This window comes from Vreelandella sulfidaeris Esulfide1, from assembly GCF_054072535.1.
The window spans coordinates 1,408,802-1,420,549 of the sequence record NZ_CM133364.1 but is presented as its reverse complement, the minus strand read 5'-3'; the positions used below and the strand labels follow the sequence as shown (position 1 = coordinate 1,420,549).

The window sequence follows — 11,748 nt, the reverse complement described above, 5'->3', positions numbered from 1 at the left end:
CCGAACAGCACCAGAGCACCAAGAGCAGCCTATGCTGGAACTTCATCAAGTACATAAAACCTATGCGACCCCCCAAGGTCCGCTGCGGGTACTCGATAATGTCTCCCTGCGCTTGGCCGCAGGTCAAAGTCTAGCGCTGATGGGCGAATCGGGAAGTGGCAAATCCACCCTACTGCACCTTGCGGCTGGATTAGATCTTCCCGACCAAGGTGCCATTACCCTCGAAGGCCAGAACGTCGCGTCACTCCCCGAGCCCACCCGCGCCAAGCTACGCCGCGAGCAATTGGGTTTAGTCTTCCAGCAGTTTCATTTAGTCCCCAGCCTAACGGTGATCGACAATCTTCGCTTACAGGCGCGCTTAGCCAAGCGTGACGATGACGAATGGGCAGGCTACCTCATTGAGCGGCTTGGGCTAAGTGGCATGGAAAAACGCTATCCGGAGCAGCTCTCTGGCGGCCAGCAGCAGCGCTTAGCCATTGGCCGCGCCCTAGCGCCGCGCCCGCCTCTGCTGCTGGCCGATGAACCAACTGGCAATTTGGATGAAACCACCGCAGGCGAAGTGCTTGAACTACTATTAAGCCTGGTTCACGAAACGCAATGCGCCCTGCTTATCGTCACCCATAGCCCTCAAGTGGCGGCTCCGCTTGATCGCTGCCTACGCCTGAGCCATGGTCATCTACTCGAAGCGGCACTATGACCCGGGTGCTATCCACGCTACTTAGCCACTACCGGCGCCACCCCGGCCAAATGATGATGCTGCTACTCGGTCTCTGGGTAGCTAGCGCCCTATGGAGCGGCATCCAAGCGATCAACGCTACCGCGCGGGACAGCTATGCTCGCGCCGATGCGCTGTTTGACACCCAGCTGGATCAGCTTGAACGGCGCGATGGCACACCGCTTAACCGCGCCGAGTATTACGCCCTGCGCCAAGCAGGCTTGCCCGTGTCGCCCATGCTAGAGGGTGAAATCGTTACCCAAGATGGCACCCGGCTAACCCTGATCGGCATTGATCCGCTGACCCTGCCCAGCGATAACGCGCTGGCCCAAGCCAACACCTCCGCGTCGTTAAGCGATTTTCTAACGCCCCCGTGGCAAGCACGCGTAGCGCCTGACTCCCTGGCAGCCCTTGGGATACCGCGCGAAAATGCATCGGCTGCCACCCCGCCCTTGGCAGATGACAAAACACTCCCACCGCTCGTTTTAGCGCCAGCGCTACCGCCGGGCACGCTGATCATGGATATTGCCGCCGCAGCGCGGTTGCTTGAAAGCGGCGATGAGTTAACGCGCATCGTTACCGCCCCGGGGGCACTCACTGAAGCGCCTGCCGGATTAACGCTTACCCGCGCCGCCACGCTTGCCTCCCCTGGCCAACTGACTGAAAGCTTTCACCTGAACCTTACCGCGCTGGGGCTACTTGCCTGGGTCGTGGGGCTATTCATCGTTCAAGCAGCGCTAGGCCTAACGTTGGAGCAACGCCTGGGCATGCTGCGTACCCTGCGAGTGCTGGGTGTATCGGGGCGCAATTTAGTGCTAGCGCTCAGCTTAGAGCTGCTCCTGCTCGGCCTAGTCGGAGCGCTTGCTGGTATAACCAGCGGCGTATGGCTGGCACGCTTGTTACTGCCCGATGTCGCGGCCACCCTGGGCTCACTTTATGGCGCAGGTGTCGGGCAAGAGCTTAACCTACCCTGGCATTACTGGGTCGGTGGGCTGGGGGTTAGCCTTGGAGGGCTGCTGCTGGCGGGCAGCGGCGTGCTATGGCGCGCGGCCCGCTTAAACATGTTGGAGCTAGGCCAGATGCAGGCCTGGCGTAGCGGTTACCGCCGCCAATTATCGCTAATGAGCATCGGCGGCGCTTTCGCGATGGGCGTTGCGCTAGCATTGTATGTTTGGCTTCGATTTCAGCCCCCGGGCGATGGATTAGTGACAGGCTTTACGCTTGTAGCGGCGTTACTTCTGGCTAGCGCACTGTGGCTGCCACCCTTTTTAGCACTACTACTAAAAGGGCTGACGCACCTCACCCGGCGACGCCCGCTTATTCACTGGGCGCTGGCGGATATGCAGCTTCAGCTCCCCAGATTGTCACTGGCCATGAAGGCACTCCTTATCGCCTTAGCGACCAATCTGGGGGTCGGTAGCATGGTAGGTGGCTTTCGCCTGACGTTTTTAGACTGGCTCGATCAGCGCCTAGTCGCCTCGCTCTATTTAAATGCCCCTACCGAGCAATATGCGGATATTGATGCTTGGCTGGCTGATCGCCCGGAGGTCTTCGAGCGCCTACTCACTCGGCGCAGCGATGCAACCCTGCAGACTGCCACTACGCAGGAAGGCAGCCGCTCTTTAGGCACGCCTATCGAACTTTACGGCATTACCCCTGGTGAATCACTCACTCCACACTGGCCGCTGCTGGCAACCCAACAAGACCGCTCATCCGCCTGGGCAGCTTTTAGTGATGGCGCAATTTTTATCAATGAACAGCTTGCCACTGCAGAGCACCTTTCCCCCGGTGATCGCCTGACGCTTAACGCGCTGGGCGCCAATGAAACGCTGACTATCGCCGCTATTTACCCCGACTACGGCAACCCCAGCGGTCAGGTACTGATGGCATCTCCCCAACTTGCCGCGCGGTTTGATGCGCCACCTAGCTCTATGGGATTAGTGCTGAGTGATGACGCTGATGTTGATACCCTGCGTGCTGCCCTGCGTGAACGCTTTGACCTCGGCAGCGACGCTCTGAGCGATCAAACCGAAATCAAACGCATCGCCACCGAGATTTTTGAGCGTACTTTCACCATCACCCGCGCCCTCAATGGTTTGACCCTGGCGGTAGCGGCCCTCGCCCTGTTCACCAGCCTGTTGGCTCAGGCACGCAGCCGGCGCCAACAGTTAGCACCGCTATGGGCGCTGGGTATTTCTCGGTCCCAGCTTGCCCAACTCAGCATGGCACAGCTGGGGGGCGCGGCCTTGGTGACCGGCTTACTGGCGCTTCCGCTGGGCATTGCCATTACATGGGGATTGGTCGCCATCATTAACGTAGCCGCCTTCGGCTGGCGACTGCCACTCTACCTATTCCCCAGTGAAATGGCTGTTACGCTGACGACCGCGGTCACTGTGGCGCTACTGTCTGCAGCACTACCAGCGCTACGCTTCTGGCGCACCTCGCCGCGCACGCTACTGGCGGAAGAGGCCAACCAATGAGCCTAATCAGACTGCTAATACTCATCACTGCCCTCAATTTAAGCGGCTGTAGCCCTGAGGATCAGTCAACAACGAGTAACGCTGGCTTTGCCGGTTTGGGCCAGGATGCCGATGGCTTCCAACACGCTGAGCCCCACCAACTGCTGACGTTCCCAACGGATCATGTCGCCCATCCAGATTACCGTATCGAATGGTGGTATTTAACCGCCAATTTAGAAGACAACGACGGTGATCCACTTGGCCTACAGTGGACGTTATTTCGCCAGGCGCTGATGCCACCTAGCGAACGCCCTGCACCGACTCCCTGGGCCGCCGACCAGCTCTGGATGGCCCATATGGCGATCTCCCAAGGAGAGCAGCATCAAGTGGCCGAACGTTTCGGACGCAGCCACTCCCAGGCTCCCTTGAACACGCTACAGGACAGCCAAGCAGGCGTAATCTCTAGCCCCTTTCATGCCTGGTTGGATGATTGGCAGCTTAAAGCAAGTGAAGAAGCCGATGGTAACGATTTTAATCACCTCACACTCACCGCTTACAGCGGCGAAGGTGCGTCGCGTTTTGGCTATACGTTGAAACTGGCTGCCGAAGGCCCACTAGTGCTGCACGGCGAAGCTGGCTTTAGCCAGAAAGCCGCCAATGGCCAGGGGTCCATGTACTACAGCCAGCCCTTCTGGCAGATAACCGGCGACGTCACCCTTCACGGTGAAACCAAAACGGTCAGCGGGCGCGGCTGGCTGGATCGCGAATGGAGCAGCCAGCTATTGGACGCCCGCCAATCAGGCTGGGATTGGTTCTCGATTCACCTTGATGCCGGTCACAAGCTGATGGCGTTTCAACTACGCGGCGGCGGTGACGGCGAGGAAGGAAGTAACTATCGCTCCGGCACATGGATAACGCCCCAAGGCCAAACCACATCACTGACCAACGCGGATATAACCATGACACCGCTAGCCACCTCCGTCGTGGCCGGGCGGTATATTCCTACCCGCTGGCGTTTGGAAGTGCCGTCAGTCGATGTAGATGTTAACGTCGAAGCGCCCTACGCCAACCGCTGGATGACCACCAGCGTGCCCTACTGGGAGGGCGAAGTAGAGGTCAGTGATCGCGCCAGCGGCGAACCGCGTGGCGAGGGCTACCTGGAAATGACCGGATATTAACAAGCCGGGGCTTAACAACAGCATGGATAGCTGAATGGAGGCAGGCAACGCCTGCCAAAAGCTCTTATTTTATTACTCGGCTTCATCGGCGATATAAGCAGCCAGATTGGCAATGTCGTCATCCGATAAATCGGCAGCATTAGGAATCATCAGCGCGGAGTTCGAACCGACCCGCTCGCCGGCGCGATAGGTTTCAAGCCGAGAGGTGATGTAGTCCACACTCCGGCCCGTTAAGGATGGAAAGCTGGCCATCCCCTTTCTGGAGGGGCCGTGGCATTGGGCGCAGGCATCGGCGTACATCGATTCTCCAGCGGCCTTATCGGCAGCTGGCACACTGGCCGACGCCACCGTCAGTGCCGTCGCAACAACGAAAAAGCATAATCTCTTCATAATGGCCTTGTTCCCTCTCAATGGCGCTTGAACCAATAGGGCGGTAAGAGAGCAGCCGCACTGTGATCGTTCAGCGCGGCTGCCAATGGCTCATTCCGGCGTGATGCGGTAAATGCTGCCTTCATCAACGGCTGTATACAGGTCGCCATCCGGCCCTAGCACTATCGAGCGGAAACGTGCAGCCCCCATGGGTGGTGACATTTCGGCAACGTCATTGACCGAAAGGCCATCCTCCGCAATATCCATGACGTTGATGCGTTGCCCGACGGGTGTTCCGCCAAAGCCAATCCCCAAAAAGCCCACTAACAGGCGACCATCCCACTCTCCCCACTGCTCACCGGTTAGAAACTCGGCCGAGGAGATGCCTTGGGAAAGCCCATCGTTGCCCCAGGCCGGTTGCATGGCATCGGGGTAGGTTTCGGTATCGGTGACCGGCATATAGGCCGCCCGCTCCTTAGGATCCATCCCTTCGCCCTGATTGGGTTCATAACCGCAGTAATCATCGGGGCAATCGCCACGACCCGCCATATTGGGTCGCGGATCCCAGCCGCTATTGCCGCCATTGACCAGCGCATTGACCTCATCGGAATGCCAGGGGCCATGTTCGGTCACGATTGGCTGGCCGGTGTCGGGGTGGAAGGTAATGCCCTGAACGTTGCGGTGGCCATAGGTATAGATGCGTGGATCGAACCCTTCGGGTGGCTCGTTACCTTCGGCAGCATTGCCGTCACGATCAATACGTAGCACCTTGCCCCCTAAGCGGTCCGGCGACTGAGGAATCTCGCTGTTATGGTTATCGCCAGTGGTCACGTAGAGATAGCCATCTTCCGGGCTGAAACGGATTCGTCCACCATTATGGGCGCCAGCATCACCGAAGGGGTGGTCGGTAGCTTCAGGCTTGTAGGGAATGTCCTCGACGATATCGGTGCGATCTGCAACCTCATCAAAATCGCTGTTGACCGTCATGCGGAGCACGCGATTGGTGCGCGGCTCAGAGATGTTGGACGCCGAGTACACATAGATCGTGCGATTTTCGTCAAAATCTGGATCGACCGCTACACCGTTCATCCCCGCCTGTCCCTGGCAGACAAGATCATCAGCAGTGGTGGCATACTCATCGGTGCCTTCCATGCCTAGCAGGTGTTGAACATCGCCATCGGGGAGCCGCACTGATAAGCCACGGCAGCGTTCGGTGAAAAACATTGTCCCATCAGGCAAAAAAGCCATATCCCAGGGGTTTTCAAGGCCAGACAACACCTCGGTTTGGCTAAGTTCGGGGCCAGTATCGGCAGTCGTGACCGCTGGCAAACCGGCGAAGACCGCCGCGGCGATGGCTGCACCTAGCGGTCGCAGTGTGGGTTTCGGGTACATGGCAAGCACTCCTTCCATACGTTGTTTGTCATTATTATTAACCTTGCACGCGCATATTGAGTTTAGATCGGCAATCAAAGCGGTCAATACGTCTTCTCAGTGAGTGCTTGATCAAAATACCCCCAGGCAAGCTGCCCGAGGGCTTAAAACTGGATTGGGAGCGCCCCATACGCCAAAAACAACCATTTATGTATAGCGAATGACGCATTACGACAACTATTCTCTGCTCACCGCGACACACTAGTAAGCGAATCAATCGTTACTAGAGAGCGCGCCATGAATCGCAATGTCATTCTCACCTGTGCCGTCACTGGCGCGGGTGACACCACCGCCAAAAACCCCAACGTTCCCGTCACCCCCAAGGCCATCGCGGCGTCCTGTATCGAAGCGGCTCACGCCGGGGCCAGCATCGCGCATATTCACGTGCGTGACCCAGAAACCGGCGGCATCAGCCACTCTACCGCGCAGTTCCGTGAGGTAATGGAGCGGGTTCGCGAAGCGGATGTGGATATCGTCATGAACATCACCGCGGGTGGCGGTGGCGACTGGATACCCGACGCACAAGACCCCACCCGCGGCGGCCCCGGCACCGATATTCAAACGCCCGCGGAACGCCATGCCCCGGTGGGCGAACTGCTTCCCGAACTGTGTACGCTGGATTGTGGCAGCCTAAACTTTGGCGACATGGTTTACGTCAACCCGGCTGACTGGCTGCGCGAGCACGCCCGCCTCGTTCAAGCCGCTGGCGTTAAGCCGGAGCTGGAGTGCTTTGACCTGGGCCACGTCTGGTTTGCCCGCCAGCTCCAGCAAGAGGGCCTGATCGACGGCGCCCCGCTCTACCAGCTCTGCCTGGGTATCCCCTGGGGAGCCGAAGCAGACACCGAAACGATGCTGGCCATGCGCAACAAATTACCTGCCAACGCCAACTGGGCCGCCTTCGGCATTGGCCGCCATCAAATGCCCATGGTGGCGCAAGCGGTGCTACTAGGCGGCCACGCCCGGGTCGGCCTGGAAGACAACCTGTTTCTGGAAAAAGGCGTGCTGGCCAATAACGGCCAACTGGTCGAAAAAGCCGCCACCATTATCGAGAATCTAGGTGCAAAGGTGATGACACCCGCAGAAACCCGCGCGCATCTCAAGCTACGCGACCCAGTAACCGGACGTATCATGGGTAGCACAACAGGAGGTGATGCATGAGCCGCTTAGCCGTTATTGGTACCGGCGTGATTGGCAACGGTTGGATCGCCCGCGCCCTCGCCCAAGGTTGGAACGTCGTCGCTTTCGACCCAGATCCCAACGCACCGGCGCGTACCCGTGCGTTTATCGACAACGCCTGGCCCTCGTTAAGAAAGCTCGGCCTTGCTCCCCACGCTAACCCTGATCGACTGACTTTCGTCACCACGATTGAAGAGGCGGTGAACGACGCAGACTTGATTCAGGAAAACGTGCCTGAGCGCCTTGAACTGAAGCAAGAGATTCTGGCGGCCATTGATGCCGTTGCCGAATCGGACGTTATCATTGGTTCGTCTACCTCCGGGTTTAAGCCCACCGATCTGCAACGGCTTTGCCAAAAAGCGCCCGGCCGCGTGATCGTCGCTCACCCCTTCAACCCGGTGTATTTACTGCCTCTGGTGGAGCTTGTGGGCGGTGAGGCTACCCAGCCAGCGCAGATTGCCACCGCCCAAGGGCTGTATCAGGCGCTCGCCATGCGCCCGCTGGTAGTGCGCCGTGAAATTGAAGGGCATATCGCCGACCGCTTGATGGAAGCGCTGTGGCGGGAAGCCCTGCACTTGGTCAACGATGGCGTGGCCACCACCGAAGAGATCGATGCCGCCGTTGTTTACGGCTGCGGGCTGCGCTGGTCACTGATGGGCACCTTCCTCACCTTCCACCTGGCCGGTGGCGAACCCGGCATGCGCCATATGCTGGAGCAGTTTGGCCCCGCATTAAAACTGCCCTGGACCAAGCTGGAAGCCCCCGAGCTTACCGATGAGTTGATCGATAAAGTGGTCGAAGGCTGCGAACATCAGGCGGCTGGCCGCTCGGTCGCGACACTTGATCGTCGCAGGGATGACTTTTTAGTTGAGCTGCTAGAGGTAGTGCAAAAATACTGGCCGGAGGCCGAAGGCTTAAAGGGGCGTATTTAATGATCATCCTGGAAACCCAGGTCGCTGCTGACTGGGTCGACTACAACGGGCACATGAATGATGCGGAGTATGCCCGCGTCTTTTCCCAGGCCTGCGAAGCATTGATTGACCAGATAGGCTTGGATGCAACGGGCCGTGAGCACTATGGCTACACGATCTATACCCTGGAAACGCATCTTTGCTATCGGCGTGAAGCACATCAAGACCAGCCACTCACTATTGATCTAACGCTGCTCGATAGCGATGCCAAACGGCTGCACGTGTTTTTCGCCATGTTCGATGACGAGGCCAACCTGCTGGCCACCAGCGAACAGATGCTAATGGGCATGAAGCAAGCGTCAGGCCGACCAAGCCCCTTCCCCGAAGCGGTCACACATCGCATCGCAGCACTCCCTAGGGCAAACCGTGATGCCTGGCCGGAGCTAGCTGGCCGCACCATCGGCATTCGTCGTTAACAGGGAGCACATGCGATGAACGTAGACGCGTTTATTCAGCGCTTTGGCGCGGGGCTCGAGGTGATGGCAGAAATGCCATTGCCCCAAGCGCGGCGAGCCTACGATAAGCTTTGCCGCACCTTCACCCCACCCGACCCAGACGGCATGCGGGTTGAAGATAGCGAGATAGAAAGCGTCAGCGTGCGCCGCTTTATTCCCCAGCCATCAACGCCTGGCGCAATACTGTTTATCCATGGGGGAGGCTTTATGATCGGCTCCGTTGATAGCCACCATGGTACCGCCGCCAGCTTGGCCCAGGCGCTCAATCGCGAAGTGGTCAGCGTGAACTACCGGCTTGCGCCCGAGGTAGATTACCCCGCCATGCTGGCAGAGTGCCGTACGGTATTAGAAGCCATTCAGCCAAGCGCCCTGGTAGGCGATAGTGCGGGCGGGCGGCTAGCGATTGGCCTTGCTCACTCGTTGAGCGATGCGCCGCCGCTGGGGTTGATCTATCCACCGGTCGGTGAGCTTTCCTTCGCGAGCCTGGGGAAGGATGCACCGCTACTGTCACGTAGCGATGTATTGAGCATTCGGGCGCAATGCCCGGCAATCATCGCCACTGAGCGGGATCGCTATCCACCGGCTTCACGTATCGAAATACTCACCGTAGAGCACGACCCTTTGACGCGGCCAATCGAAGCCGCGGTGACAGACTGGCGACATAAAGGTGCCTCGATAGGCTATCGCTGCGCACCGCAGATGGTGCATGGCGCCCTTCACGCTCAATCTCAATTAGCCGAGATGGGGAGCACATGGCAGGCATTTTGTCAGGCACTAAAAAAGCGCCTTAAACCATAAGACGCTTTGTCGTGGGGGCTACGTCAACGGGCGATTAAGCGCCGAACTGAGCCCGTACCTGCTCAATAGCGGATTCGCCATCACGGGTTTCAACGCCTTCCAGCCACTCAGCCACGGTATCCAAGTTGTCCTCAATCCACTCTTGGGCCACTTCATCAGCAGGGCGCTCTTCATAGCTATATTCGTGCACCCACTCGTTCTGGTCTTCGATGGTCACGACGTACTGGGACAGAAAGCGGTGCGCTTGGGGGGCTTCCTTAGCCAGGCTAGCAGGGGTAATAGTCCACACCGTGCTTTCAATAGAGGCCACACCCGCGTCATCGCTATCCGCCAAGTAGGCTAAATCGAAGCTTACGTTCATCCAGTGCGGTTCCCAACCGACAAACGTTACCCACTCCTCGTCAGCCATTTTTTGCTCCGCCTGGGCAAGCATGGCCGAGGTCGAGCTTTCGCGCAGTTGCCAATCGCCCAGGCCCGCCAGGTCATTGTCGATCGCGTTTAGAATCGCCTCATTGATCCCAGTGCCCGCTTCGATTCCCTGTATTTCACCGTCGAACTGATCGTAATGGGCTGCCAATTCAGCCACCGTGGTGACCCCGGCATCGTAAACGTACTGAGGCACCACCAAACCGGAATTGGCGCCACTAATATTGGAAACCACTTTTTCTACTTTCCCATCGGCGACCAACGGCTCAACCATATCCGTCTGTACCGGGTACCAGCCGCCCAAATAGATTTCCAAATCGTTGCGCGATAAACCCTCCAGAATCACGCTCACGGCCAAATCCTGTTGACGCGTTTCGTACCCCATCGTCTCCAACAGTTGCGCTGCCACTTCGGACTTAACGGTGACACCAGGCCAAGGCGGGACGCCAAAGCGCAGCTCATCGAGCTCCGCCATGGCAGGCGTGGCAACAAACGCAGAAAGTAAAAAGCCCGCTTTTAGCGACAGCGACTTGTTAGCAAAGGACTTGGAAGGGAAAGACTTGGCCGGTAAAGACATAACACTGAACCTCTTATTAGTTGGGTTTAGTCAGTATGCGCGGCTGCCTCCCTACTACTAGTCACCATGCGACACTTATCAAACATTAGGCGACTCAATTGCCGCCTTCTTCGCTTTTTCCCGCACTTGCCGGGGTGAATACCCATAATGCGTACGAAAGGAGCGTGCAAAGCTCGATGACGAGCTAAAGCCACAGGCTAAGCCAACCGCAAGTACCGCCAAATCTGTTTCGGCCAGCAGCCGCCGGGCGCGCTTAATGCGCAGTTGCAGGTACCATTGGCGCGGTGTGACCTCCAACTCTTGTTCGAATAAGCGCTGCAACTGGCGAACCGACACCTCTACCCGGCTGGCAACGTCCTCGAGCGCAAGCGGCTCTTCCAAGTTCTGCTCCATTAGCGCCACCGCCTCCACGACTCTCCTGTTATGCGTCCCCAGGCGTTTTACCAATGCCATGCGCTGCTGGTCGCTACGGGTGCGGATACGGTCATGGATAAGTTGCTCGGAAACATCGATGGCCAATTTTGCGCCATGGCGCCTGGCAATCACTTCCAGCGACATATCCATTGCCGCTGCCCCGCCCGCACATGAGAAACGCCGCTCGCCTAGTGCATACAGTTCATCGGTGGTTTCAATACCTGGAAAGCGCTCACGAAAGGCCGGCAGACTCTCCCAGTGCAGCGCCACTCGCTCGTGTTTTAACAGGCCGGTTGCCGCGAGCAAAAACGCGCCCGTGTCGATACCGCCCAGGCAACAGCCCGCCTGATCCAACTGATGAAGCCAGGCCATTAGCGGCCGGCTAAGATGTGCTTCCGGCGTAAAGCCACTGCATACCGCTAGCGAAGGTAAATGATGCACATCTGACGTTGCCTGGTCAGCTATCAGCGTCATGCCGTTAGATGCCGTCACCGGCCCGCCATCCGCACTGATCAGCGTCCAATCGAACAACGGGCGGTTTGCAATGCGATTCGCTATACGCAAAGGCTCCACGGCGGCAAAAAAAGCCATCATCGAATACTGCGGCAACAATAAAAAGCCCACCATTTCCGGGAGTGGGCCTTGGTAATTAAGACGCATCGCAATACTCAAAGTCGGTCATATAGGATACCCAAAACGCGCTAGTCATTATCGAGACGATCAGAGCGGTAAAGCTGCCACTGATTTTCGACCCGGCGATCAGGCAAATGGCAATAGCG

General features: G+C 58.1%; 11 protein-coding genes. 7 read left to right on the top strand and 4 right to left on the bottom strand.

Features of this window, described 5'->3' with window-relative positions; genetic code table 11:
* The first annotated feature begins 31 nt into the window (after window positions 1-31).
* From ACW44H_RS06505 to ACW44H_RS06495, 3 genes are read left to right on the top strand one after another with little or no spacing between them, the layout of a single operon-like run.
* A complete protein-coding gene (locus ACW44H_RS06505; protein WP_457507874.1) occupies window positions 32-697 on the top strand; it encodes an ABC transporter ATP-binding protein in 666 nt (221 codons plus the stop codon).
* Window positions 694-3,195, top strand: a complete 2,502-nt coding sequence (locus ACW44H_RS06500; RefSeq protein ID WP_457507872.1) for an FtsX-like permease family protein — start codon at window positions 694-696, stop codon at window positions 3,193-3,195. The genes ACW44H_RS06505 and ACW44H_RS06500 overlap by 4 nt, the downstream gene beginning before the upstream one ends.
* Window positions 3,192-4,352 carry a lipocalin-like domain-containing protein gene (locus tag ACW44H_RS06495; protein ID WP_457507871.1) on the top strand — a complete coding sequence of 387 codons (1,161 nt, stop codon included), beginning with the start codon at window positions 3,192-3,194 and terminating at the stop codon, window positions 4,350-4,352. The genes ACW44H_RS06500 and ACW44H_RS06495 overlap by 4 nt, the downstream gene beginning before the upstream one ends.
* A gap of 72 nt (window positions 4,353-4,424) precedes the next feature.
* On the opposite strand, the gene ACW44H_RS06490 is transcribed toward ACW44H_RS06495, so the two are convergent.
* Complete coding sequence (locus ACW44H_RS06490; RefSeq protein ID WP_457507870.1) at window positions 4,425-4,742, bottom strand: c-type cytochrome; 318 nt, start codon at window positions 4,740-4,742, stop codon at window positions 4,425-4,427.
* A 90-nt stretch (window positions 4,743-4,832) separates the two neighbouring features.
* Window positions 4,833-6,113: a PQQ-dependent sugar dehydrogenase gene (locus tag ACW44H_RS06485; protein ID WP_457507868.1), complete on the bottom strand. Its 1,281-nt coding sequence runs from the start codon at window positions 6,111-6,113 to the stop codon at window positions 4,833-4,835.
* 276 nt (window positions 6,114-6,389) lie between these two features.
* On the opposite strand from ACW44H_RS06485, the gene ACW44H_RS06480 reads away from it, so the two are divergent.
* Genes ACW44H_RS06480 through ACW44H_RS06465 form a run of 4 tightly spaced genes read left to right on the top strand, consistent with a single transcriptional unit; the run spans window position 6,390 to window position 9,552 of the window.
* Window positions 6,390-7,310: a 3-keto-5-aminohexanoate cleavage protein gene (locus ACW44H_RS06480; RefSeq protein ID WP_457507866.1), complete on the top strand. Its 921-nt coding sequence runs from the start codon at window positions 6,390-6,392 to the stop codon at window positions 7,308-7,310.
* Window positions 7,307-8,260: an L-carnitine dehydrogenase gene (locus ACW44H_RS06475; RefSeq protein ID WP_457507864.1), complete on the top strand. Its 954-nt coding sequence runs from the start codon at window positions 7,307-7,309 to the stop codon at window positions 8,258-8,260. Before ACW44H_RS06480 ends, ACW44H_RS06475 begins: the two co-directional genes overlap by 4 nt.
* A complete protein-coding gene (locus tag ACW44H_RS06470) occupies window positions 8,260-8,715 on the top strand; it encodes a thioesterase family protein (RefSeq protein ID WP_457507862.1) in 456 nt (151 codons plus the stop codon). The genes ACW44H_RS06475 and ACW44H_RS06470 overlap by 1 nt, the downstream gene beginning before the upstream one ends.
* Before the next feature lie 15 nt (window positions 8,716-8,730).
* A complete protein-coding gene (locus tag ACW44H_RS06465; protein WP_457507860.1) occupies window positions 8,731-9,552 on the top strand; it encodes an alpha/beta hydrolase in 822 nt (273 codons plus the stop codon).
* Between the two features lie 34 nt (window positions 9,553-9,586).
* Here the strand turns inward: ACW44H_RS06465 and ACW44H_RS06460 are convergent, their stop codons facing one another.
* Both ACW44H_RS06460 and ACW44H_RS06455 read right to left on the bottom strand, forming a co-directional pair.
* Window positions 9,587-10,555, bottom strand: coding sequence for an ABC transporter substrate-binding protein (locus ACW44H_RS06460; protein ID WP_457507858.1), 969 nt, complete (start codon window positions 10,553-10,555; stop codon window positions 9,587-9,589).
* Between the two features lie 78 nt (window positions 10,556-10,633).
* Window positions 10,634-11,629: a GlxA family transcriptional regulator gene (locus tag ACW44H_RS06455; RefSeq protein ID WP_457507856.1), complete on the bottom strand. Its 996-nt coding sequence runs from the start codon at window positions 11,627-11,629 to the stop codon at window positions 10,634-10,636.
* Window positions 11,630-11,748: the final 119 nt, after the last annotated feature.

Excerpts from the sequence above, each read along its gene's own strand:
- ACW44H_RS06505 (WP_457507874.1), top strand. The coding sequence starts at position 32 with ATGCTGGAACTTCATCAAGTACATAAAACCTATGCGACCCCCCAAGGT.
- ACW44H_RS06500 (WP_457507872.1), top strand. The coding sequence starts at position 694 with ATGACCCGGGTGCTATCCACGCTACTTAGCCACTACCGGCGCCACCCC.
- ACW44H_RS06495 (WP_457507871.1), top strand. The coding sequence starts at position 3,192 with ATGAGCCTAATCAGACTGCTAATACTCATCACTGCCCTCAATTTAAGC.
- ACW44H_RS06490 (WP_457507870.1), bottom strand. The coding sequence starts at position 4,742 with ATGAAGAGATTATGCTTTTTCGTTGTTGCGACGGCACTGACGGTGGCG.
- ACW44H_RS06485 (WP_457507868.1), bottom strand. The coding sequence starts at position 6,113 with ATGTACCCGAAACCCACACTGCGACCGCTAGGTGCAGCCATCGCCGCG.
- ACW44H_RS06480 (WP_457507866.1), top strand. The coding sequence starts at position 6,390 with ATGAATCGCAATGTCATTCTCACCTGTGCCGTCACTGGCGCGGGTGAC.
- ACW44H_RS06475 (WP_457507864.1), top strand. The coding sequence starts at position 7,307 with ATGAGCCGCTTAGCCGTTATTGGTACCGGCGTGATTGGCAACGGTTGG.
- ACW44H_RS06470 (WP_457507862.1), top strand. The coding sequence starts at position 8,260 with ATGATCATCCTGGAAACCCAGGTCGCTGCTGACTGGGTCGACTACAAC.
- ACW44H_RS06465 (WP_457507860.1), top strand. The coding sequence starts at position 8,731 with ATGAACGTAGACGCGTTTATTCAGCGCTTTGGCGCGGGGCTCGAGGTG.
- ACW44H_RS06460 (WP_457507858.1), bottom strand. The coding sequence starts at position 10,555 with ATGTCTTTACCGGCCAAGTCTTTCCCTTCCAAGTCCTTTGCTAACAAG.
- ACW44H_RS06455 (WP_457507856.1), bottom strand. The coding sequence starts at position 11,629 with ATGCGTCTTAATTACCAAGGCCCACTCCCGGAAATGGTGGGCTTTTTA.